Source organism: Burkholderia sp. CCA53 (assembly GCF_001685525.1).
In the GTDB taxonomy this organism is placed as follows: Bacteria; Pseudomonadota; Gammaproteobacteria; order Burkholderiales; family Burkholderiaceae; genus Burkholderia; species Burkholderia multivorans.
Genome location: NZ_BDDJ01000001.1, coordinates 2,718,997 through 2,742,287 on the forward strand (window position 1 = coordinate 2,718,997; position 23,291 = coordinate 2,742,287).

The 23,291-nt window shown below is 62.4% G+C and carries 21 protein-coding genes, 2 tRNA genes and 3 rRNA genes; 17 read left to right on the forward strand and 9 right to left on the reverse strand.

Going from position 1 to position 23,291, the window contains the following annotated elements:
* Positions 1-73: 73 nt before the first annotated feature.
* From BCR55_RS12625 to BCR55_RS12650, 6 genes are all read left to right on the forward strand, one after another.
* Entirely contained in the window at positions 74-664 is a 591-nt protein-coding gene (locus BCR55_RS12625; RefSeq protein WP_006405558.1) for an NUDIX domain-containing protein, read from the forward strand.
* Positions 665-800: 136 nt separating this feature from the next.
* On the forward strand, positions 801-1,223 hold the full coding sequence (locus BCR55_RS12630) for a DUF1178 family protein (protein ID WP_006410122.1): 423 nt from the start codon (positions 801-803) through the stop codon (positions 1,221-1,223).
* A 150-nt stretch (positions 1,224-1,373) separates the two neighbouring features.
* Positions 1,374-2,570 (forward strand): acyl-CoA dehydrogenase family protein, encoded by a 1,197-nt coding sequence (locus BCR55_RS12635; protein WP_006410117.1) that lies wholly within the window; start codon positions 1,374-1,376, stop codon positions 2,568-2,570.
* 27 nt (positions 2,571-2,597) lie between these two features.
* Positions 2,598-3,731, forward strand: a complete 1,134-nt coding sequence (locus BCR55_RS12640; protein ID WP_065494601.1) for an acyl-CoA dehydrogenase family protein — start codon at positions 2,598-2,600, stop codon at positions 3,729-3,731.
* 40 nt (positions 3,732-3,771) lie between these two features.
* Positions 3,772-4,233: a MaoC family dehydratase gene (locus BCR55_RS12645; RefSeq protein WP_006405555.1), complete on the forward strand. Its 462-nt coding sequence runs from the start codon at positions 3,772-3,774 to the stop codon at positions 4,231-4,233.
* A complete protein-coding gene (locus BCR55_RS12650; protein WP_006405554.1) occupies positions 4,230-4,706 on the forward strand; it encodes a MaoC family dehydratase in 477 nt (158 codons plus the stop codon). The genes BCR55_RS12645 and BCR55_RS12650 overlap by 4 nt, the downstream gene beginning before the upstream one ends.
* Positions 4,707-4,756: 50 nt before the next feature.
* On the opposite strand, the gene BCR55_RS12655 is transcribed toward BCR55_RS12650, so the two are convergent.
* Positions 4,757-5,449 (reverse strand): glutathione binding-like protein, encoded by a 693-nt coding sequence (locus BCR55_RS12655; protein WP_065494602.1) that lies wholly within the window; start codon positions 5,447-5,449, stop codon positions 4,757-4,759.
* A gap of 140 nt (positions 5,450-5,589) precedes the next feature.
* The gene (locus BCR55_RS12660; protein WP_065494603.1) at positions 5,590-6,381 is read right to left on the reverse strand and encodes an oxepin-CoA hydrolase, alternative type; all 792 of its coding nucleotides are present in this window, start codon (positions 6,379-6,381) and stop codon (positions 5,590-5,592) included.
* 197 nt (positions 6,382-6,578) lie between these two features.
* Between BCR55_RS12660 and BCR55_RS12665 the strand changes: the two genes are divergently transcribed.
* A complete protein-coding gene (locus BCR55_RS12665) occupies positions 6,579-7,235 on the forward strand; it encodes a glutathione S-transferase (protein ID WP_065494604.1) in 657 nt (218 codons plus the stop codon).
* 114 nt (positions 7,236-7,349) lie between these two features.
* Here BCR55_RS12665 and BCR55_RS12670 read toward each other — a convergent pair whose 3' ends face one another.
* Together BCR55_RS12670 and BCR55_RS12675 are read right to left on the reverse strand one after the other, a co-directional pair.
* Entirely contained in the window at positions 7,350-8,522 is a 1,173-nt protein-coding gene (locus BCR55_RS12670) for a pyridoxal phosphate-dependent aminotransferase (protein WP_053297014.1), read from the reverse strand.
* Positions 8,523-8,553: 31 nt separating this feature from the next.
* Positions 8,554-9,051, reverse strand: coding sequence for a putative toxin-antitoxin system toxin component, PIN family (locus tag BCR55_RS12675; RefSeq protein ID WP_006398822.1), 498 nt, complete (start codon positions 9,049-9,051; stop codon positions 8,554-8,556).
* Positions 9,052-9,108: 57 nt separating this feature from the next.
* Here BCR55_RS12675 and yaaA point away from each other — a divergent pair, with 57 nt between their 5' ends.
* Together yaaA and BCR55_RS12685 are read left to right on the forward strand one after the other, a co-directional pair.
* Positions 9,109-9,891, forward strand: a complete 783-nt coding sequence (yaaA, locus tag BCR55_RS12680) for a peroxide stress protein YaaA (protein ID WP_065494605.1) — start codon at positions 9,109-9,111, stop codon at positions 9,889-9,891.
* 88 nt (positions 9,892-9,979) lie between these two features.
* Positions 9,980-11,134, forward strand: coding sequence for a M14-type cytosolic carboxypeptidase (locus tag BCR55_RS12685; RefSeq protein WP_006405547.1), 1,155 nt, complete (start codon positions 9,980-9,982; stop codon positions 11,132-11,134).
* Between the two features lie 81 nt (positions 11,135-11,215).
* On the opposite strand, the gene BCR55_RS12690 is transcribed toward BCR55_RS12685, so the two are convergent.
* The 4 genes from BCR55_RS12690 to BCR55_RS12705 form a co-directional block, all read right to left on the reverse strand.
* Positions 11,216-11,866, reverse strand: coding sequence for a BspC domain-containing protein (locus BCR55_RS12690; protein WP_080559082.1), 651 nt, complete (start codon positions 11,864-11,866; stop codon positions 11,216-11,218).
* Between the two features lie 132 nt (positions 11,867-11,998).
* A complete protein-coding gene (locus BCR55_RS12695; RefSeq protein ID WP_006405544.1) occupies positions 11,999-12,673 on the reverse strand; it encodes an energy-coupling factor ABC transporter permease in 675 nt (224 codons plus the stop codon).
* A 75-nt stretch (positions 12,674-12,748) separates the two neighbouring features.
* Entirely contained in the window at positions 12,749-13,585 is an 837-nt protein-coding gene (locus tag BCR55_RS12700; protein WP_065494606.1) for a response regulator transcription factor, read from the reverse strand.
* Between the two features lie 217 nt (positions 13,586-13,802).
* Complete coding sequence (locus BCR55_RS12705) at positions 13,803-15,020, reverse strand: DUF2863 family protein (RefSeq protein ID WP_006398828.1); 1,218 nt, start codon at positions 15,018-15,020, stop codon at positions 13,803-13,805.
* Between the two features lie 568 nt (positions 15,021-15,588).
* Here BCR55_RS12705 and BCR55_RS12710 point away from each other — a divergent pair.
* From BCR55_RS12710 to BCR55_RS12740, 8 genes are all read left to right on the forward strand, one after another.
* Positions 15,589-17,121: ribosomal RNA gene (locus BCR55_RS12710) — 16S ribosomal RNA — on the forward strand.
* A 61-nt stretch (positions 17,122-17,182) separates the two neighbouring features.
* A tRNA-Ile gene (locus BCR55_RS12715) sits at positions 17,183-17,259 on the forward strand.
* Between the two features lie 38 nt (positions 17,260-17,297).
* Positions 17,298-17,373: transfer RNA gene (locus BCR55_RS12720), tRNA-Ala, on the forward strand.
* 407 nt (positions 17,374-17,780) lie between these two features.
* Positions 17,781-20,661: ribosomal RNA gene (locus BCR55_RS12725) — 23S ribosomal RNA — on the forward strand.
* Positions 20,662-20,813: 152 nt separating this feature from the next.
* Positions 20,814-20,926, forward strand: a 5S ribosomal RNA gene (gene rrf / locus BCR55_RS12730).
* Together the 16S, 23S and 5S rRNA genes with 2 tRNA genes alongside form the textbook arrangement of a ribosomal RNA operon.
* 230 nt (positions 20,927-21,156) lie before the next feature.
* The gene (gene cueR, locus BCR55_RS12735) at positions 21,157-21,561 is read left to right on the forward strand and encodes a Cu(I)-responsive transcriptional regulator (RefSeq protein WP_006415577.1); all 405 of its coding nucleotides are present in this window, start codon (positions 21,157-21,159) and stop codon (positions 21,559-21,561) included.
* 215 nt (positions 21,562-21,776) lie between these two features.
* Entirely contained in the window at positions 21,777-21,923 is a 147-nt protein-coding gene (locus BCR55_RS30725) for a DUF3563 family protein (RefSeq protein ID WP_006402056.1), read from the forward strand.
* Positions 21,924-22,068: 145 nt separating this feature from the next.
* Positions 22,069-22,422, forward strand: a complete 354-nt coding sequence (locus BCR55_RS12740; RefSeq protein ID WP_043279850.1) for a hypothetical protein — start codon at positions 22,069-22,071, stop codon at positions 22,420-22,422.
* Positions 22,423-22,428: 6 nt separating this feature from the next.
* On the opposite strand, the gene BCR55_RS12745 is transcribed toward BCR55_RS12740, so the two are convergent.
* Positions 22,429-23,274 (reverse strand): 23S rRNA (adenine(2030)-N(6))-methyltransferase RlmJ, encoded by an 846-nt coding sequence (locus BCR55_RS12745; protein ID WP_065494607.1) that lies wholly within the window; start codon positions 23,272-23,274, stop codon positions 22,429-22,431.
* Positions 23,275-23,291: the final 17 nt, after the last annotated feature.

Below are 23,291 nucleotides of genomic sequence, written 5' to 3' on the forward strand. Positions count from 1 at the left end.
CGCATGACGGCCGGCGCAAGCACGTTTCCGGCGTGCCGGCCCTTCGTCGTCACGCCTCATCACGGAGCCGCCGATGGCCGAATTGCCCAATCACGACGCCGCACTCACCGAAACCTGCCTCGAAAGCGAATCGATTTTCGAAGGCGCGTTCCTGAAACTGAAGCGCGATACCGTCAGTCTGCCCGACGGCAAGCGCGCAACGCGCGAATACGTCCAGCACCCGGGCGCGGTGATGGTGATCCCGCTGTTCGACGACGGCCGCGTGCTGATGGAAAGCCAGTACCGCTACCCGATCGGCAAGGTGATGGCCGAATTTCCGGCCGGCAAGCTCGATCCGGACGAAGGCGCACTCGCGTGCGCCGTACGCGAACTGCGCGAGGAAACGGGCTATACGGCCCGCGAATACGTGTTCCTCACGCGGATTCATCCGATCATTTCCTACTCGACCGAATTCATCGACCTGTATCTCGCGCGCGGGCTCACCGCCGGCGAGCGCAAGCTCGACGACGGCGAATTCCTCGAAACCTTCACGGCGACGCTGCCCGACCTGCTCGAATGGGTGCGCACGGGCCAGATCAGCGACGTGAAAACGATCATCGGCACGATGTGGCTGGAGCGCGTGCTGTCCGGCACATGGCCGCTCGGCGCCGTTCTGACGCCTTGAACGCAGCGTCAGCGGCGCGCGGAGCGGCGCGTTACAATCCGGTCACATGCGCGTCATCACGCGCCCGATCGTGATTTAGCACGACCGTTCACAAAACCGTTTTTTGCGCTACACTCGTCAGACGCCCTGATTCAGCATGAAGGTCCTCGATTTACAGTGCCCGCATGGTCATCGGTTCGAAGGCTGGTTCGCTTCGGCCGATGAATTCGAATCGCAGTTGTCCCGCAAGCTGGTCGAATGTCCGGTGTGCGGGACGACCGAGGTCAGCCGTATGCCGTCCGCGCCGCGCCTGAATCTGTCGGGGGCGACGCAGGCGCAGCCGATCGATCCGCGTGCGCTGCAGGCGCAGGTGATGCGTGCGTTGCGTGAGGTGCTGGCGAAGACCGAGAACGTGGGCGAGCGCTTCGCCGAGGAAGCGCGGCGCATCCATTACAACGAAGCGCCGGCGCGCAGCATTCGTGGCGTCACGACGCCGGAAGATGCGCAAGCCTTGGTCGAAGAAGGCATCGATGTGATGCCGCTGCCGATTCCTGCCGCGCTGAAAGAACCGCTGCAATAACGTACGCAGTGTGTCCTTGCCCGGCCGGACGGCCGCGGCAAGCCTTGCCCGGGCCCGGTCGGCGCGTATCGCCGCATCGGGTGGATCGCGAAGCATGGGCCAGCGCAGTGCCGCCTCCGGTACGCGCGCTGGCGACAGGAGACACTGCGCATGGATCTGGATTATTCCCCCGCCGACGACGCATTCCGCGCCGACATCCGCGCGTGGCTCGAGGCGAACCTGCCTCGAACGCTGCGTGCGAAGGTTCTCGATCACAAACGACTCGATCGCGAAGACTACGCGAGCTGGCACCGCATTCTCGGTCGGCGCGGCTGGTCCGCGCCCTCATGGCCGGCCGAATACGGCGGGCCGGGGTGGAACGCGACGCAGCGACACATCTGGGATGAAGAGTGCGCGCGCATCGGTGCGCCGACCGTGCTGCCGTTCGGCGTATCGATGGTCGCGCCCGTGCTGATGAAATACGGCAGCGAGGCGCAGAAGCGCCATTACCTGCCGCGCATCCTCGACGGCACCGACTGGTGGTGCCAGGGCTACTCGGAGCCGGGTTCCGGGTCGGATCTCGCGTCGCTGCGCACGCGCGCCGAACGTCGCGGCGATCATTACGTCGTGAACGGCCAGAAGACGTGGACGACGCTCGGCCAGTATGCGGACATGATGTTCTGCCTCGTGCGCACCGATCCGTCCGCGAAAAAGCAGGAAGGCATTTCGTTCCTGCTGATCGACATGAAGACGCCCGGCATCACGGTGCGGCCGATCATCACGCTCGACGAAGATCACGAAGTCAACGAGGTGTTCTTCGAGGACGTGAAGGTGCCGGTCGAGAATCTCGTCGGCGACGAGAACCGCGGCTGGACCTACGCGAAATACCTGCTCGGCCACGAGCGTACGGGGATCGCGCGCGTCGGCGCATCGAAGCGCGAACTCGCGTTCCTCAAGCGCATCGCATCGAACCAGCGCAAGAACGGCAAGCCGCTGCTCGCCGATCCGGTGTTCGCCGCAAAGGTCGCGGCGCTCGAAGTCGAGCTGATGGCGCTCGAGGTCACGGTGCTGCGCGTCGTGAGCCGCGAGACGAGCGGCAAGGGGCCGGGGCCGGAAGCGTCGATGCTGAAGATCAAGGGCACCGAGGTGCAGCAGGCGCTTACCGAGCTCATGTTTGAAGCGATCGGACCGCTTGCCGCGCCGTTCGACGTGCCGTTTCTCGAAGGCGAGCGCGAGCACAGCATTGCGAATGACGATGACGCGGCGCCGCTTGCCGCGTACTACTTCAATTACCGGAAGACGTCGATCTACGGCGGCTCGAACGAAATTCAGAAAAACATCATCGCGCAGATGATTCTCGGGCTCTGAGCCGGGCTCACGCGATCGGAGACAACGATGGATTTCACCTTTACCGATGAGCAGCAGCAGTTCGCCGAGGCGCTTCGCCGTTATCTCGGCGAGCAGTACGGCTTCGATGCGCGTCAGGCGATCGTGCGCAGCGACGCGGGCGTGTCGGAAACGCAATGGCAGGCATTCGCGGAACTCGGGCTGACCGCGTTGCCGGTGCCCGAGGCGCAAGGCGGCTTCGGCGGCGGCGCAGTCGACATGCTGGTCGCGATGCAGGAGCTTGGGCGTGCGCTCGTGGTCGAGCCTTACTGGGCGACCGCGGTCGGCGTCGAAGCGCTGCGCATCGCAGGTTCCGGCACCGGCGACGACGCGGCGCTGCTGGAAGCGGTCGCGCAGGGCCGCAAGCGTCTTGCCATGGCATTTCACGAGCCGCATGCACGCTACGACCTGTTCGAGCTCGCGACGCGCGCGCACGAGCAGGGCGGCACGGTGCGGCTGTCCGGCACGAAGTCGGTCGTGCAGCACGGTGCGCAGGCGCATGCGTGGATCGTTCCCGCGCGTCTCGACGACGGCGCGATTGCGCTGTTCGTCGTCGACCGCGAGACGGCCGGCGCGAAAGTCGTCGACTATCGGACCATCGACGGCCAGCGTGCAGCGACGATCGTATTCGACGATACGCCTGCGCGGCGGCTGACGGGCGGCGCGCGCGACGCGGCCGCACTCGAGCAGATCGCCGATTACGCGACGTTCCTGCTGTGTGCGGAAGCGGTCGGCGCGCTCGACGAGCTCAACCGTGCGACGGTCGACTACACGAAGACGCGCGAACAGTTCGGCATGCCGATCGCGCGTTTCCAGGTGTTGCAGCACCGGATGGTCGACATGCTGATCCACGCGGAGCAGGCGCGTTCGCTCACGTATCTCGCGGCCGTGCGTTATGCGAGCAGCGATGCCGATGCGCGACGCAAGGCCATCTCGGCCGCGAAGGCGCGTGTCGGTGCGGCCGCGCGGTTCGTCGGCCAGCAGGCCGTTCAGCTGCATGGCGGAATGGGCGTGACGAACGAAGTGGCGGCCGCGCATCTGTTCAAGCGGCTGTCGATCATCGAAACGACGCTCGGCGATACCGATCATCATCTTGCGCGCATCGCGGCGCTGCCCGACTTCGCGCAGACCGACGCGGCATGACGTCGGCGCGCCGGGCGCGCCAATCACCAGGAGACCCGCAGTGGGCATCAGCTACGAAGATCTCGAAGTCGGCAGTACCGTCGAAATCGGCCGCTACACGTTCGAAGCCGACGACATCAAGACATTCGCCTCGCGCTACGATCCGCAGCCGTTCCACGTCGACGAAACGGCCGCCCAGGCTTCGCCGTTCGGCGGCCTCGTCGCGAGCGGCTGGCATACGTGTTCGGTCTTCATGGGCCTGCTCGTCCGACATCTCGGCACCGATTCGACCAGCATGGGCTCGCCCGGCATCGACGAGATCCGCTGGATCAAGCCCGTGCGCGCCGGCGACACGATCACGATGCATCAGAAGATCCTCGACAAGCGCGTGTCGGCGAGCAAGCCCGATCGCGGCATCGTGTCGACGGAATGGATCGGCGTGAACGGCAGCGGCGAGACCGTGATCACCGTGCGCTCGAAGGTGATCTTCGGGCTGCGTCATCCGGGAGGTGAGCAGGGATGACCGACGTCACGTTGCCGCTGATCGCGTCGGCGCAGGCGCTGCGCGCGCGGGTCGGCGAAGCGCCGCTCGTGAGCGGCTGGATCGAGATCGACCAGCGACGCGTCGACGGTTTCGCCGACGCGACCGGCGATCATCAATGGATTCACGTCGACCCGGAACGCGCGCGACGCGAGTCGCCGTTCGGCGGCCCGATCGCGCATGGGTTTCTGACGCTGTCGCTGATTCCGGCGCTGATGATCGACGCGATGCGCTTCGAACAGAAGATGGGCGTGAACTACGGGCTGAACCGCGTGCGGTTCCTGAAGCCGGTGCCGGTCGGCGCGCGCGTGCGCGCGTCGTTCGCGGTGAAGGAAGCGGCCGACGCGGCGCGAGGCGGCGTGCAGGTCACATGGTCGGTCTCGATCGAAGCGCAGCGGCCCGACGGACCGCTCCCGGTCTGTGCGGCGGAATTCATCACGCTGCATTACTTCTGACGTCCTGACGCCGCGCATGGCCGCTGCCGAGCCGTACGGCGGCGTACCGCTCAGCGCTTCGCGTACTGCGTCGCGCCGAACAGCACCTCGCGCGCCTTGTCGTCCTGCAGCGCCTTGCGCAGCGACGCGAGCACCTCGACGCCGCGCTGCACGGCAGGGCGTGCGGCGATCGCTTCGTGCCAGCGCTTGACGTTCGGAAATGCGTCGAGCTCGATGCCCTGGTTCTGCCACGAACGCGTCCACGGGAACGTCGCGATGTCCGCGATCGTGTACGCGTCGCCGGCCAGATACTCGGATTCGCCGAGGCGCTTTTCCATCACGTTGTACAGCCGCTTCGCCTCGTTCGTGTAGCGGTTGATCGCGTACTCGATCTTTTCCGGCGCATAGATGCGGAAGTGATGCGTCTGGCCGAGCATCGGCCCGACGCCGCCCATCTGGAACATCAGCCATTCGAGCGTTGCATAGCGCGCAGCGGGATCGGTCGGCAGGAATTGGCCGGTTTTCTCCGCGAGATAGATCAGGATCGCGCCCGATTCGAACAGCGAGATCGGCCGCCCGCCCGGGCCTTCATCGTCGACGATCGCGGGGATCTTGTTGTTCGGACTGATCTTCAGGAACTCGGCGTTGAACTGGTCGCCTGCGCCGATATCGATCGGATGCGCGCGATACGCGAGGCCGGTTTCCTCGAGCATGATGTGCACCTTGTGACCGTTCGGGGTCGCCCAGCTGTAGACGTCGATCATCGTCAAACTCCTTCGGTTCATCAACGGAAGCGGAAGCGGCGCGCGCGCCGCGGCAGGCGGTCATTACAGCACGGATCGATGCGCGCTGCAGGGCATGCCTCTACACGCGGAGGGGCGCCGCGCGCGCAGGCGGCGTGGCGTCAGCGCTTGTAGTGCGGCTGACGCTTGTCGAGAAACGCGGTGATGCCTTCGAGCGCGTCCGGATGATGCAGCGACGCGACGAAATGATCGCGCTCCGTGCCGAGGTGCGACTCGAGCGGCTGCGCGAGCGCATCGTCGAGCAGCGTCTTGATGCGCGTCAGCGCATTCGGCGAGATGCCGGCGAGCGTGTCGGCCCACGCGAGCGCATCGCTCAGCGCGGCGCCCGGTGTCGCGAGCCGGTTGACGACGCCAAGCGCGTGCAGGCGTTCCGCGGCGACCGGCTTGCCTTCGAGCAGAATCTCGGCCGCCAGCGCGCGCGGCAACGCACGGGCGAGGAACCATGAACCGCCGCCGTCGGGCGTCAGGCCCACCCGCGCGTACGACATCGCGAACTTCGCATCGTGCGCCGCAACGATCAGGTCGCACGCGAGTGCGAGCGAGAAGCCCGCGCCGGCCGCCGCGCCTTCGACCGCGGCGATCACCGGTTTCGTCGACGCGCGGATCGCGGCCACCCACGCCGCGAGCTGATCGATGCTCGCCGCCTGGAACGACGGGTCCTTCGATCGATTGTCGAGCAGCCGGTTCAGGTTGCCGCCGGCGCAGAAGAAACGATCGGCGCCCGTGAGCACGACCGCACGAATGCTCGGGTCGCGCTCGGCGGTCGCGAGCGCTTCGATGCCGGCCGCGTACATGTCGGGATGCAGCGCGTTGCGTGCGCCGGGATTCGAGATCGTGAGGACGAGCGTCGATTCGCTCTCGGGCGGGCGCGTGGCCAGCAGTTCGGCACTCATGCGAGCGTGTCTCCATCGGATGGCGAGGCGGCCGCGCCGCGTTCGGTGCGGCGGCAGACGAAGCGGCTGCTTCGGCGGATGCAATGTTGTCGTGACGGCGTGAAACTGCTTTAGACTAGCACGAACGTGCTTTTTCAGCGCGACATCCCCGGCGCGGCGAATCGTGTGCGACCGTGCCGACAACGAAGGAGACTCCGATGCTACAGCTGTGCGGTATTCCGTTGTCGAACTACTACAACAAGGTGAAGTTCGTGCTGCTCGAGCACGATATTCCGTTCGAGGAATGCGCATGCAGTCTGCCGATCACGGATCCGGCGCAGCTCGCCGATTCGCCGCTCGGCAAGATTCCGTTTCTGAAAACCGAAGAAGGCGCGCTGTTCGAGTCACAGGCGATCGTCGAGTATCTGGCGGCGCGCTATCCGGAGAAGCCGATTTTTCCGTCGGGCGCATTCGCGGCCGCGAAGGTGCGTGAACTCGTCCAGACGCTCGAGCTGTATATCGAGTGGACCACACGCGAGGTCTATGCGGAAGCGTTCTTCGGCGGCAAGGTCAGCGACGGCACGAAAGCGCACGTCGAGAAGCGGCTGCCGCGCGCGATCGACGCGTTCAAGCGGATGACGCAGTTCTCGCCGTACGTGCTCGGCGAGTCGTTCGGTCTTGCCGACATCGCGGCATCGATCCATTTGCCGATCGTCGCGATGGCGACGAAGACGATCTTCGGCCGCGACTTCGTGCTCGATGCGGGCATCGACTGGAAGGCGCATGCGAAGAAGGTCGGCGAGCGACCGGCCGCGCAGCGCGTCGCGGCGGACCGCAAGGCCTACATGGAGGCTGCGAGCGCCGCGCGCGCGTAAGCGGCGCTCGAGCGATGCCGGCGGCCGCGTCGCGTGCGGGCGAGGTGCATTACCCACGCGAGCGCGGCATCGCCGGGCACCGCGCGTCGGCCAGCGCCGCGCCCGGCCAGCGCGTTACAGCCGCGCGAGCCGCTCGAGCGCGGTCGCGAGCGTGCTCTCCTGCTTCGCGAAGCAGAAGCGCACGACGCCCGACTCGTGCGGCTCGTGATAGAACGCCGACACCGGAATCGCGGCCACGCCGATTTCCGACGTCAGCCACTTCGAGAATTCCGCTTCCGGCAGGTCGCTGATCGCCGAATAGTCGACGCACTGGAAGTACGTACCCGAGCACGGCAGCAGCTTGAAGCGCGTGCGTTCGAGGCCCGCGCGGAAAAAGTCGCGCTTGTTCTGATAGAAGCCCGCGAGCGCCAGGTACGGCGCCGGATCGCGCAGATAGTCGGCGAGGCCGATCTGCATCGGCGTATTGACCGTAAACACGTTGAACTGATGGACCTTGCGGAACTCGGCAGTCAGCGCGGCCGGTGCCGCGACGTAGCCGACCTTCCAGCCCGTCACGTGATACGTCTTGCCGAAGCTCGACACGATGAAGCTGCGTGCGGCGAGCTCCGGATAGCGCGCGACGCTTTCGTGACGCTCGCCGTCGTAGACCATGTGCTCGTACACCTCGTCCGACAGGATCAGCACGTTGGTGCCGCGCACGATGTCCTCGAGCTTGCGCATGTCCGCTTCGCGCCATACGGTGCCGGTCGGGTTGTGCGGCGTGTTGATCAGGATCATCCGCGTGTTCGGCGTGATCGCGGCCGCGAGACGGTCGAACGGAATCGCGTAGTCCGGCGCTTCCAGCGTGACGAAGACGGGCTTGCCGCCGGCGAGTTCGATCGACGGCAGATAGCTGTCGTAGGTCGGCTCGACGACGATCACTTCGTCGCCCGGATGCACGGCGCACAGGATGGCCGTCAGCAGCGCCTGCGTCGCGCCGGCCGTCACGGTGATTTCGGTGCTGGCATCGTAGCGGCGGCCGTAGAGCTGCGCGATCTTGTCCGCGATCGCTTCGCGCAGCGGCGCGACGCCCGCCATCGGCGGGTACTGGTTGTGGCCCCTGCGCATCGCGGCCGCGACCGCGTCGACGATGCGCGGGTCGCAGTCGAAATCCGGAAAGCCCTGCCCGAGATTCACCGCGCCTTTTTCGGCGGCGAGCGCGCTCATGACCGTGAAGATCGTCGTGCCGACGTTCGGCAGGCGCGACGGGAAAACGGGGGACGTTGGCATGTCGGAAGGAGCGTTCATCGGTACGGTCGAAGTGGTGATGCCGGCAGCGTCAGGCCGGCGTGACAGTGGCGGCCGTTGCGGCGGCGAGCGCGCAGGCCTCGGTAAACGGTGCGGGTTGCGCGATGCGGAAGCCGAAATCGCGCGCTGTGCGCTTCGCGAGCTTCAGTAGCGCGCGGTCTTTCGACACGAGCCACTCGGCCTGTGCGGCGCGGGCGAGCTCGAGAAATTTCTGGTCGTCGCGGTCCTTGCATTTCGGCAGCGGCGGCGCGTCTGCGTCGGCCGGCGCCGGCTCGACGACGTGCGCGAGGCGCGCGACCGTCGCGAGCGCGGCCGCCTTGTCGATCGCGCGCGCGCGAAACTGCGGATAGTCGAGCACATGCTCGAGCTCCGTCAGGCACCGGCCGTCGATGACGGCCGCGAGCGTGCCGCATTCCAGCGCGGCGAGAATCGGCCGCGTGGCCGGATCGTCGAATACGAGGATGTCGATCCACACGTTCGAGTCGAGCACGACGCGGCGGGCGGCGGGCGGGGCGAGGGAGCTGGGCATTCGTTACAATCGGTGGTTTTCGTCTGACCGCACGGCACGGCGTGCCAGCGAGCCTCTATGATAATCGTTCTCTCTCCCGCCAAATCCCTCGACTACGAGACGCCCGCCCACGTGCAGTCTTACACGCAGCCTGCATTCGTCGACGACGCGTCGGAACTGATCGCGGGCCTGCGCAAGCTGTCGCCGCAGGACATCGCGACGCTGATGGACATCTCCGATCCGCTCGCGCGGCTGAACTACCAGCGCTACGCGGACTGGTCGCCGATCTTCACGCCCGCCAATTCGAAGCAGGCCGTGCTGGCGTTCAACGGCGACGTGTACGAAGGATTCGACGCGAAATCGCTGTCGGCCGCCGATCTCGACTACGCGCAGCAACACGTGCGCGTGCTGTCGGGCTTGTATGGCCTGCTGCGTCCGCTGGACCTGCTGCAGCCGTACCGGCTCGAGATGGGCACGCGCTTCGCGAATACGCGCGGCAAGGACCTCTACGCGTTCTGGGGCGACCGCATCACGCGCGCGCTGAACGAGCAGCTCGAGACGCGCCGCGGCGCATCGCGCGTGCTGATCAACTGCGCGTCGACCGAATACTTCAAGTCGATCAAGCCGAAGCTGCTGGCCGCGCCGGTCATTACGCCGGTCTTCGAGGACTGGAAGGGCGGCCGCTACAAGATCATCAGCTTCCACGCGAAGCGCGCGCGCGGGCTGATGGCGCGTTATGTCGTCGAGAACCGCATCGCCGAGCCGAAGGCGCTGCAGGCATTCGCGATGGAAGGCTATGCATTCGACGCGGCCGCGTCGAACGACTCGACTTACGTATATCGCCGGCGTGTCGGCGAGTGACCCTGCCGGCCGTTCACGAGACGGCCGGCGCATGCATGAGGCGCGGCGCGCGGCACACCGCGCGTGACGGCCGCTCAAGGAGAAACGGATGGCTCTTTCGATCACCAGCAACTTCGACGCGGGCGCAATCGACGTCGTGTCCTGCGACAGCGCGGACGCGATCCGGCTGCGCGTGCGCGGCGACAATCGCTCGGAATTCGCGCAGTGGTTCTATTTCCGCCTGACGGGCGCGCGCGGCGAGCGCTGCGTGATGACGTTCGAGAACGCCGCGCAGTGTGCGTATCCGTCGGGTTGGCGCGACTACCGCGCGGTCGCGAGCTACGATCGCGTCGACTGGTTCCGCGTGCCGACGACGTTCGACGGCCGCACGATGACGATCGACCATACGCCCGAATTCGACAGCATCTATTACGCGTACTTCGAACCGTATTCGGAAGAGCGCCACGCCGCGTTTCTCGGTGCGGTCCAGCAGTTGCCGCAGGCGAGCGTCGTCGAACTCGGCCGTACGGTGGAAGGCCGTCCGATGTCGCTGCTGACGCTCGGTACGCCGGAAACCGATGGCGCGCCGAAGAAGAAGGTGTGGATCATCGCGCGGCAGCATCCGGGCGAGACGATGGCCGAATGGTTCGTCGAAGGGCTCGTGAAGCGGCTGGCGGGATGGGGCGACTGGGCCGGCGATCCGGTTGCGCGCAAGCTCTACGATCGCGCGATCTTTCATATCGTGCCGAACATGAATCCCGACGGCAGCGTGCACGGCAATCTGCGCACCAATGCGGCCGGCGCGAACCTGAATCGCGAATGGATGGCGCCCGATGCCGAGCGCAGCCCCGAGGTGCTCGCGGTGCGCGATGCGATTCATGCGATTGGCTGCGACATGTTTTTCGACATCCACGGCGACGAGGATCTGCCGTACGTGTTCGTCGCCGGCTCGGAGATGTTGCCGAGCTTTACCGAGCAGCAGCGCAAGGAGCAGGACGCCTTCATCGAAGCGTTCAAGGTCGCGAGCCCCGACTTCCAGACCGAGCACGGCTATGCGGCTAGCAAGTACAAGGAGGACGCGCTGAAGCTCGCGTCGAAGTACGTCGGACACCGGTTCGGCTGTCTGTCGCTGACGCTCGAGATGCCGTTCAAGGACAACGCGAATCTGCCGGACGAGCGCGTCGGCTGGAACGGCGAACGTAGCGCGGCGCTTGGCGCGGCGATGCTGGCGGCGATCCTCAAGCAGATCGAGACGTTCGCGTAAACGCATTGTCGGTAACGAAAAAGCCGGCCGCATCGAACGATGCGCCGGCTTTTTCGCTTCTGACGTTGCCGCTGCGTCGCGTCAGGACTTCTTCGCGGTCTTTTTCTTGACGGTTTTTTTCGTCGCGGTCGATTTTTTCGTGACGGCCTTTTTCGCGGGACGCCCGGTCGCCTTGGCCTTCACCTTGCCCTTGTGCGATTTGCCCTTGAATTTCTTCGTCGACGGTGCCGGGCGCTCGACGCGCGGCTTGAGCGGCGGAACGGGATCGTTCCAGCTGAACGCGAGCATCTGCTGACCGACATAGCCGCAGCGAAACTTCAGCGGTTCGGGATCGCCGCCGTTCGTTCGAATGCCGAGCCCGTCGACGGTGACGATGTTGTCGACCTTCACGCGCTGCTTGCCTTGATCGAACGAATCGTTCCACGGCGTGATCGTCGCGTTGCCGTTTTCGAATGCATTCGGCGCAAACTCGACGCGGTCGAAGGCAGTCGACGTGCTCGCGATGAAGCTGCCGTGCGCGGCGCAGTCGGCGACGAGCGGATCGGCGTGCATTTCGTTGACGAATTTATTGATCAGCTCGGAACGCTGGTCGAGAAGGTCGGCGAAGACCGGTGCCGGAAGTGCAAGCGACAAGCCCGCGACACAGGCCGCCAGCTTGCCGAGCGTCCGGACGATCCGGAGCGAGGCAGTTGAGCTGTCCATCTGGTTATTGGTGAGGAGCGAATGAGGCATCGGGCAGGTATAGAGGCCCGATGAAGAACAGGAGTTCAATCTTAGCGTAAAAAAGTAGCGCGGCAGTAGACGGCCGACTCGCCTGCGCTGCGCAAGCGGTACGCGCCGGCGCCGCGCGGGGGCGCAGCACGTTCAAGCGCGCGGGCCACCCAGACGATAACGGCGGACGTCGAACGTGGTGACCCACGCGGGACGATAGACGGCGATTAGCGCGGTCGTCATGCCGGTGAACCACGCTTCGCCGAGCGCGAGCAGTACCGTGTTGAACAGGTAGCCGCCCGGAATTACGACAGGCGCGCCGTTGGCAAGCGCGAGCTGCACGCCGGCCGCCGCGGCCGCAGCTGCAACGATCGCGACGGCCGGCGACACGAAACCCTGCCCCGCGATGAACGACAGCAGATTGTGCGGCAGCCATGCGATTGCCGCGCGCTGCAGCAATGCCGATACCGCGACGGGCAGCGCGCCGTAGACGAGGTAGGTCAGGCCGACCCCTTGCCACGATGCATCGAAGATAATCGCGGCGATCGCCGTGACGGCGCCCATCGCGACCAGCGCGAGCGTCCAGTCGAACAGCGTGACGAGCAGCGTCGCGCCGAGCAGATGCATGACGACACCGTCCTCCAGCCATGCGTTGGACGCCCAGAGAACGGTGATGGCCGTCACGAGTGCGAGCCAGACGTGCTGCAGCGTCGCATCGTGCAGGCGGACGAACGGGCGCTTCCAGAACGCGAGCGCGAGCAGCGCCGCGGCGGCGATCCAGCCACCGATGCCAACCCAGAGCGGAAGCGGTGTGAAAAGAAAACCCATGCGTCCATATTACTCGTTGAGCATCAAAGGTGGGAATCCGCACACGTCGACCGTCGCAATATCGAGACTGTTCGTCTAGTGGCTGCGCCGGAAACGGGGCAGCGCCTCGGGGGCGAGCGGCAGTTCCGGATCGTCGACGGTCGCGCTCGGCAGCGGATACGGGCGCGTGTTCCGTTGTGCGCGCAGCGGGACCGGGCCGCGTTCGCCGAGTACGGGCTTGCGCGCGCGATCGCGGTCCGCGAGCAGCACCTCGAGATGCGGCGACAGCCAGCCGTTGTAGATGGCGACCGCGGCGGCGCGGTTCGCGGCGCCGAGCTGCTGGAAGATGCTCGCGAGATGGATCTTCACGGTGCCTTCGCTGATGCCGAGCGTGCGCGCGATCATCTTGTTCGTGCTGCCCATGTGGACGAAGCGCATGATCTGCGCTTGTCGCGGCGACAGCAGACCGGCCGGCGAGCGGCGCGGCAATGCGTTCGCGAGCGTCTGGAAACGCGCATCGTGACGGGTGACGGCGGCGGAAGGCAGCAGCCGCAGGGCGATCGGCGGAATATAGTGACCGCCGAGCAGCACCATCTCGAGCGCGCGAACCAGCAGATGCGGACGCGTGGCATGTGGAATCACGCCCGCGACGCCATAGTCGAAGAAGTTCTGAACCGCTTCCGGGGTCGTGTCGCCGATCAGCATCGCGACGGGCGTCGGCGAACAGGCCGTGCACAGCGCCTGGAGTTCGCTGACCTTTCCGACGTCCAGCCAGTCGATCGCGACGAGATCGAAGCGCTGCGTGCGCAGCAGGCGACGCGCCTGGAAACCGTCGGGCGCGTCGTTGATACGCGCGTGACGGTCGATCTGCCGCAACAGGGCCTTGAGCCCGTCACGCCGCTCGGCATCCGAATTGACCACCAGGAACCGCATATTCAGCCTCCTTACGAATGTGTCGTTGATCTGTCGGCAAGTATGTCGAGTGCCGATCATGACAAATACCTTACACGTTGTCTGCTTGGCTGAATGGCTTAGGAGAAGTTCGAAATTTGGCGGCAAAGGAGGCAGACAAGAAAAAAGCCGCTTCCGCACGGGGCGGAAGCGGCTTACGCGATGGCTCGTTGCGGGTCGTGGCGGCCCGTGCCGGCGATCAGTGGAAATGCGGCTGCGCAGGCGACGCGTCTTCCGGCATCTCGGCATGGACGATTTCGCCGAGCGGATCGGCATAGAGCGGCACGCCGCAATCGTCGCAGTATTCCGGCTCGAAACGCCCGGCGTGCCGGCGGATGTCCGTGACGCCGCATTCCTTCAGCAGGCTCACGATTTCCTCGAGCGGGCCGTCGATCGGCGCTTCGCCCTCGAGCGTCGCGCTGTCGATCGACACGTCGCCGTTCTCGCGGCCGTACAGCGGCCAGACGACGCCATAGATCACGTCGTTGCTGCCGCGCCGCGTGAAGCCCACGCGATATTCGTCGATGCGTCGGTCGCCGAAGCCGGCGACGACCGCGCGCAGTTCCTGCGGCGCTGCACCAAGTGTGTCGAAAAGATAACGAATCGCGGTACGGACCGTGTGAGGACGTATGCGTTCGTCCGCATCGCGGCATGCCGAATAGTACGCGTCCGGAAGCAGGCACTCGAACTCGCAGCCGGGCAGTGCGAGCGACAGGTTCGGGCCGCCCTGGGCCGTCCATTGCTCGAGACACTGGCCGCGCTCGATGCGGTTGCCGTGCTCTTCTTCCTGCCAGCGGAACAGCGGTGCGCCGGCGGGCGCGGCGACGACCGCGAGCAGGAAGCGCGGGTCGGCCAGGATCGGGGACGTTTCCGGCAGGTCGCCGAAATTGAGCTTGGCCGCATGCTGGCCGAGGGCCGCATGCGCGAGCTGCTGCGCGAGCCGGTAGGTTTCGACGTGGTGCCGCGGCAGTTGATCGATGCTGTACATGAACGGCGCGAGCCCGACCAGCGTACCGTTGGCGAGCACGTGAGCCTGCAGGTGCGCACGCAGCGCGTCGGCGATGTCGCTCTTGAGCGGACCCGACGGAATCACATAGCGCGTCCAGGCGAGCACGGGCACCGCGACGAGCAGTGCGTCGTACGGTTGGCCGTCGTGCTCGATCACCATCGACTCGCTGTGCGTTTCTGCCATGTCGGCGAGCGCACCGTACGCGTCGGGATGATTCTGTTGCAGATGGTCGAGCGCTGCGTCGAGCGTGGTCTGGTTGCCGTTGCGAACGATCTTGGCAAGCAGGGCATCGAGCTTCGCTTCCCAGAAGCGATCTTCGATGCGGCTGCCCGAAGCGAAGAGCGCAAGCGACAGGCCGACGAGCTTGTCGGCATCGGGGGGAAGACGTTTGGCGATTCGCTGGCGCATATTAAATACGTATAGAAAGAGGCGAAGAACCTCACATTCTAGTCCGTTCTGCGCGCCATAAGCGCTGTCGTGCTACTCGGGGGTCTCGCTGCGATGAAATCGCGGGGATCAAAAAAAGTGCGTCGACCCCCTTGCGCATCCTGCGCGAGCTGCATAGAATCACGCCTCTTTCGCGCTAACGGAAACGCGGCGCGAGAGGGGAAGCGAAGTCGGACGTGTGCTGCAGCATAGAGCGCCCGGCCGACGAAGGAAGAAGAACCCCGCAGTCGCAACGATGTAGTGAAAAAAGTTGTTGACGAGCTGCGAAACGGTGTTCATAATCTCGCTTCTCTGCTGCTGACAACGCAGCGCTGCTGAGCAAGACGATCTGCTCGCAGACATGTTCTTTAAAAACTAACAGCCGATAAGTGTGGGCGCTTGATGTGAGCGAGGCCTGATCTTCGGATCGGGATAGCAAAAGTATCAAGAGTCTCACACTAAAGTAAGTCAGGTTTATGAAGCAATTCATATGACCTGTCAGCTTTGAGTGAGCGACCGGTTCGAGAGAACCGAAAACAGTAACAGGTTTGAACTGAAGAGTTTGATCCTGGCTCAGATTGAACGCTGGCGGCATGCCTTACACATGCAAGTCGAACGGCAGCACGGGTGCTTGCACCTGGTGGCGAGTGGCGAACGGGTGAGTAATACATCGGAACATGTCCTGTAGTGGGGGATAGCCCGGCGAAAGCCGGATTAATACCGCATACGATCCACGGATGAAAGCGGGGGACCTTCGGGCCTCGCGCTATAGGGTTGGCCGATGGCTGATTAGCTAGTTGGTGGGGTAAAGGCCTACCAAGGCGACGATCAGTAGCTGGTCTGAGAGGACGACCAGCCACACTGGGACTGAGACACGGCCCAGACTCCTACGGGAGGCAGCAGTGGGGAATTTTGGACAATGGGCGAAAGCCTGATCCAGCAATGCCGCGTGTGTGAAGAAGGCCTTCGGGTTGTAAAGCACTTTTGTCCGGAAAGAAATCCCTGGCTCTAATACAGTCGGGGGATGACGGTACCGGAAGAATAAGCACCGGCTAACTACGTGCCAGCAGCCGCGGTAATACGTAGGGTGCGAGCGTTAATCGGAATTACTGGGCGTAAAGCGTGCGCAGGCGGTCTGTTAAGACAGATGTGAAATCCCCGGGCTCAACCTGGGAACTGCATTTGTGACTGGCAGGCTAGAGTATGGCAGAGGGGGGTAGAATTCCACGTGTAGCAGTGAAATGCGTAGAGATGTGGAGGAATACCGATGGCGAAGGCAGCCCCCTGGGCCAATACTGACGCTCATGCACGAAAGCGTGGGGAGCAAACAGGATTAGATACCCTGGTAGTCCACGCCCTAAACGATGTCAACTAGTTGTTGGGGATTCATTTCCTTAGTAACGTAGCTAACGCGTGAAGTTGACCGCCTGGGGAGTACGGTCGCAAGATTAAAACTCAAAGGAATTGACGGGGACCCGCACAAGCGGTGGATGATGTGGATTAATTCGATGCAACGCGAAAAACCTTACCTACCCTTGACATGGTCGGAATCCTGAAGAGATTCGGGAGTGCTCGAAAGAGAACCGGCGCACAGGTGCTGCATGGCTGTCGTCAGCTCGTGTCGTGAGATGTTGGGTTAAGTCCCGCAACGAGCGCAACCCTTGTCCTTAGTTGCTACGCAAGAGCACTCTAAGGAGACTGCCGGTGACAAACCGGAGGAAGGTGGGGATGACGTCAAGTCCTCATGGCCCTTATGGGTAGGGCTTCACACGTCATACAATGGTCGGAACAGAGGGTTGCCAACCCGCGAGGGGGAGCTAATCCCAGAAAACCGATCGTAGTCCGGATTGCACTCTGCAACTCGAGTGCATGAAGCTGGAATCGCTAGTAATCGCGGATCAGCATGCCGCGGTGAATACGTTCCCGGGTCTTGTACACACCGCCCGTCACACCATGGGAGTGGGTTTTACCAGAAGTGGCTAGTCTAACCGCAAGGAGGACGGTCACCACGGTAGGATTCATGACTGGGGTGAAGTCGTAACAAGGTAGCCGTATCGGAAGGTGCGGCTGGATCACCTCCTTTCCAGAGCTATCTCGCGAAGTTGAGCGCTCACGCTTATCGGCTGTAATCAAGACAGACTCAGGGGTCTGTAGCTCAGTCGGTTAGAGCACCGTCTTGATAAGGCGGGGGTCGTTGGTTCGAATCCAACCAGACCCACCAAGTTGTCTGGCGAGAAGAAACCTGGGTAGTCTCTGTATGGGGGCATAGCTCAGCTGGGAGAGCACCTGCTTTGCAAGCAGGGGGTCGTCGGTTCGATCCCGTCTGCCTCCACCAATCTTCAATGGGAAGCGTTTGACTCACACGAAAGTGACATGTGAGACGAGCATTTGCCATTGGCGATTGAGCCAGTCAGAGTGATGCAGGAAACTGTATCGGCTGTCGTTCTTTAACAATCAGGAAGAAGTAAGTAATTTGGATAGCGGAAGCGTCTTATGAGATGGACGTGGAAACTATCCGGGTTGTGATTGTATCGATGTATCTCAAGATGATTCGAACTTCATGTTCGGCTCTAATTGGAATACGGCACACACGTAGTGTGGGCTCCGCGTAAGTGCTAAAGCACTAACGCTGAGCGACACGCGAGAACTCAACCTGTAACGACTGTCGTCCCCATGCGGGGATGGGGCCATCGTAAGCGCTGAAGCGCTAACGATGGCCGACATGAGACAGACTCGTTATAGGGTCAAGCGAACAAGTGCATGTGGTGGATGCCTTGGCGATCACAGGCGATGAAGGACGCGGTAGCCTGCGAAAAGCCCCGGGGAGCTGGCAAACAAGCTTTGATCCGGGGATGTCCGAATGGGGAAACCCACTCCTTATGGAGTATCCATGACTGAATACATAGGTCATGTGAAGCGAACGCGGTGAACTGAAACATCTAAGTAACCGCAGGAAAAGAAATCAACCGAGATTCCCAAAGTAGTGGCGAGCGAAATGGGATGAGCCTTGTACTCTTTATTTGTATTGTTAGCCGAACGCTCTGGAAAGTGCGGCCATAGCAGGTGATAGCCCTGTAGGCGAAAACAGTATGAAAGAACTAGGTGTACGACAAGTAGGGCGGGACACGTGAAATCCTGTCTGAAGATGGGGGGACCATCCTCCAAGGCTAAATACTCGTGATCGACCGATAGTGAACCAGTACCGTGAGGGAAAGGCGAAAAGAACCCCGGGAGGGGAGTGAAATAGATCCTGAAACCGCATGCATACAAACAGTCGGAGCCTCGTAAGGGGTGACGGCGTACCTTTTGTATAATGGGTCAGCGACTTACGTTCAGTAGCAAGCTTAACCGTATAGGGCAGGCGTAGCGAAAGCGAGTCCGAATAGGGCGTTCAGTTGCTGGGCGTAGACCCGAAACCAGGTGATCTATCCATGGCCAGGATGAAGGTGCGGTAACACGTACTGGAGGTCCGAACCCACTAACGTTGAAAAGTTAGGGGATGAGCTGTGGATAGGGGTGAAAGGCTAAACAAACCTGGAAATAGCTGGTTCTCTCCGAAAACTATTTAGGTAGTGCCTCGTGTCTCACCTTCGGGGGTAGAGCACTGTCATGGTTGGGGGGTCTATTGCAGATTACCCCGCCATAGCAAACTCCGAATACCGAAGAGTGCAATCACGGGAGACAGACATCGGGTGCTAACGTCCGGTGTCAAGAGGGAAACAACCCAGACCGCCAGCTAAGGTCCCCAAATATGGCTAAGTGGGAAACGAAGTGGGAAGGCTAAAACAGTCAGGAGGTTGGCTTAGAAGCAGCCACCCTTTAAAGAAAGCGTAATAGCTCACTGATCGAGTCGTCCTGCGCGGAAGATGTAACGGGGCTAAGCCATATACCGAAGCTGCGGATGCGAGCTTGCTCGCATGGTAGGAGAGCGTTCCGTAAGCCTGCGAAGGTGCCTTGTAAAGGGTGCTGGAGGTATCGGAAGTGCGAATGCTGACATGAGTAGCGATAAAGGGGGTGAAAGGCCCCCTCGCCGTAAGCCCAAGGTTTCCTACGCAACGTTCATCGGCGTAGGGTGAGTCGGCCCCTAAGGCGAGGCAGAAATGCGTAGCTGATGGGAAGCAGGTCAATATTCCTGCACCGTCGTTAGATGCGATGGGGGGACGGATCGCGGAAGGTTGTCCGGGTGTTGGACGTCCCGGTCGCTGCATTGGAGAAGGCGCTTAGGCAAATCCGGGCGCAGGATTCAAGGGTGTGGCGCGAGCGACTTCGGTCGCGAAGCAATTGGAAGTGGTTCCAAGAAAAGCCTCTAAGCTTCAGTCTAACGATGACCGTACCGCAAACCGACACAGGTGGGCGAGATGAGTATTCTAAGGCGCTTGAGAGAACTCGGGAGAAGGAACTCGGCAAATTGGTACCGTAACTTCGGGATAAGGTACGCCCTTGTAGCTTGACCAGCCTGCGCTGGAAGGGTGAAGGGGTTGCAATAAACTGGTGGCTGCGACTGTTTAATAAAAACACAGCACTCTGCAAACACGAAAGTGGACGTATAGGGTGTGACGCCTGCCCGGTGCCGGAAGATTAAATGATGGGGTGCAAGCTCTTGATTGAAGTCCCGGTAAACGGCGGCCGTAACTATAACGGTCCTAAGGTAGCGAAATTCCTTGTCGGGTAAGTTCCGACCTGCACGAATGGCGTAACGATGGCCACACTGTCTCCTCCCGAGACTCAGCGAAGTTGAAGTGTTTGTGATGATGCAATCTACCCGCGGCTAGACGGAAAGACCCCATGAACCTTTACTGTAGCTTTGCATTGGACTTTGAACCGATCTGTGTAGGATAGGTGGGAGGCTATGAAACCGGAACGCTAGTTTCGGTGGAGCCGTCCTTGAAATACCACCCTGGTTTGTTTGAGGTTCTAACCTTGGTCCGTGATCCGGATCGGGGACAGTGCATGGTAGGCAGTTTGACTGGGGCGGTCTCCTCCCAAAGGGTAACGGAGGAGTACGAAGGTACGCTAGGTACGGTCGGAAATCGTGCTGATAGTGCAATGGCATAAGCGTGCTTAACTGCGAGACCGACAAGTCGAGCAGGTGCGAAAGCAGGTCATAGTGATCCGGTGGTTCTGTATGGAAGGGCCATCGCTCAACGGATAAAAGGTACTCTGGGGATAACAGGCTGATACCGCCCAAGAGTTCATATCGACGGCGGTGTTTGGCACCTCGATGTCGGCTCATCTCATCCTGGGGCTGTAGCCGGTCCCAAGGGTATGGCTGTTCGCCATTTAAAGAGGTACGTGAGCTGGGTTTAAAACGTCGTGAGACAGTTTGGTCCCTATCTGCCGTGGGCGTTGGATATTTGAAGGGGGCTGCTCCTAGTACGAGAGGACCGGAGTGGACGAACCTCTGGTGTACCGGTTGTGACGCCAGTCGCATCGCCGGGTAGCTATGTTCGGAAGAGATAACCGCTGAAAGCATCTAAGCGGGAAACTCGCCTTAAGATGAGATATCCCTGGAGGCTTGACCTCCTTGAAGGGTCGTTCGAGACCAGGACGTTGATAGGTCGGGTGTGTAAGCGCAGTAATGCGTTCAGCTAACCGATACTAATTGCCCGTAAGGCTTGATCCTATAACAAGTCTGCCTTGTAGATCGGCGCCGTGCGACAGCACCGGCTGCGATCCAAAGCGACATGTTGGATTCTCGTGTGCGATACGCACAACCCAAAATTACTGCTTCTTCCCGATTGGTTGCGCTGCGAAGCGGCGCAACAACCCTCTTTGCCTGATGACCATAGCGAGTCGGTCCCACCCCTTCCCATCCCGAACAGGACCGTGAAACGACTCTACGCCGATGATAGTGCGGATTCCCGTGTGAAAGTAGGTAATCGTCAGGCTCCCTAAGCCAGAAACCCCCGCCCGAGCAGGCGGGGGTTTTTGCATTTGCGGCGGCCGAAATGCGCTCTCGCGTCGCGCTCGACGACGCAGCACAGCCGACGCCCCCGACATTCGATCGAACTCCACCCCTTTCCATGTCGAACGGCAGCCGAAAGCCGAACCCCACGATTTGATACGATCGAGATCTGTCGGACAGTCATCCGAACGAGATCGCGAAAGAGGGCATGGAATGAATATCGGCGACGCATCGCGCGCATCCGGCGTCAGCGCAAAAATGATCCGGTACTACGAGCAGGTCGGTCTGCTGACGCCAAGCAAGCGCAGCGACGCCGGCTATCGGATCTACGGTCCGGACGAAATCCATACGCTGCGGTTTATCCGCCAGGCGCGTCGACTCGGCTTTCTCGTCGAGGACATTCGAAAACTGCTGACGCTATGGCAAGACCGGTCGCGCGCCAGTGCCGAAGTGAAGTCGATCGCGCTCGGCCATGTCGCCGAGCTCGACAAACGAATCGCCGAACTCACCGATATGCGCAACACGCTGATGGACCTCGCCGCGCACTGTCACGGTGACGCGCGTCCCGAATGCCCGATTTTGGCGCGACTTGCCGAGCCCGTCGGTGAACCACATTAGTGCGCGCGCTCGACACGTCGAGCCGAGGTTTTACGTCACCCCTTTAAAAATCAAGGGGTTACAAACGGACGGCAGCGCATCATTCCAAAACGGAATGGCTGCCATGCAAGCATTTCACTAGCATCGCGGTCTGGGATCGCTATAATTCGGGATAACCCTATACGGGAAATCCCTGAATCTCGCTTCGCCAGGGTTCCCCTTCCTTGGAGAACATCATGATCGCCTACATCGTCGAAAAGCTGAGCAACTGGTTCGAATCCGCAGAGCGCGAGCGCCGTGAGGCTTATCTCGCCACGTCGTCGGACATCGTCCAGCTCGAGCAACGTATCCGTTCGCTCGAAACCAACGGCTACTCGCGGTAATTGCCGTGAACGCCAGGTGCCGCGCGGCACCGGTCCAAAAGCAAGCCCCGTATTGACGGGGCTTTGTTTTTTGTGCGGCGAAACTGGAGAAATTCGCCGTATGGCGCTATGGTATGGGCCTGTTTTTCAATCAGGGGGCACGATCATGCGCTTGCGTTTCACGGGGCGCCGCGCTGCGCGCGCGCACGCCATTGCGGGTGCCGCGATACTGCTTCACGGCATCGTCGCCGCGGCTGCGACGTCGTCGAAGCCGTTGATCCTCGATACTCAGCGCGGCATCCAGGACGGCCGCGGCGGACTGGTTCTGCAGACGGCACCGCTATCGTCGGAGCCGATTGTCGAGCCGGCAGGCATGCGCGCGCCGGCAGGGCAGACCGGCACTTCGTCGATTCCGCTGTTCGTCGCGCCGTACATCGACGTGCCGGCAGCAGGGGCATCGCGAACCGGCTCGCCGGCCGTCATCACGCCGCGCCCGCGCCCGCGACCGCTGCAGCCGTAACGCCGATCAATTGCCGCGGTGCTCGACCTGGCATCGCGAGCCGCTGTCCTGTCCGAGCGTCTCGACCAGATAGGGCAGCGCGTCGTTCATGCTTTGGGCAAGCGTGTACGGCGGGTTCAGAATGAACATGCCGCTTCCGTAGAGGCCGAGCCCGTCTGCGGGCGGATTCGACACCGTCAGCGTCGCGTGCAGCCAGTTGTCCGGCTGCAGGCGCTTCAGCTGTTCCGCAAAACGCTGCGATTCGGGCCGCGTTACTTGCGGATACCAGATCGCATAGCAGCCCGTCGCGAAGCGCTTCAGGCACTCGGTCACGCAAGTGATTGTGCGCGCGTAATCCTTCTTGTCCTCGTACGACGGATCGATCAACACGAGCGCGCGTCGCGGCGGCGGCGGCAGCAGCGCCTTGATGCCTTCGAAGCCGTCTCCGGCGAAGATCATGGCGCGTCGTCCGGCATCGCGAAAATTGTGGCGCAGCACGTCGATTTCGGTCGTGTGCATTTCGAACAGGCGCATCCGGTCCTGTTCGCGCATCAAGCGCCACGCCAGATACGGCGAGCCCGGGTAGTAACGCAGTTCGCCGTCGTCGTTCAGCGCGCGCACTTCGTCGACATACTCGCCGAGCGCCGGCGGCAGATTCTTGTCGTTCCACAGTCGGCCGATGCCGGTATCGTATTCGGCCGTCTTCGCCGCATAGCCGTCGCGCAGCGAATACACGCCTGCGCCGGCATGCGTATCGATGTACCAGTACGACTTGTCCTTCTTGTTCAGATAGCGCAGCAGTTGAACGACGACGGCGTGCTTGAGCACGTCCGCGTGGTTGCCTGCGTGAAAACCGTGACGATAGCTGAGCATGGCGGGCGGCCTGGAAC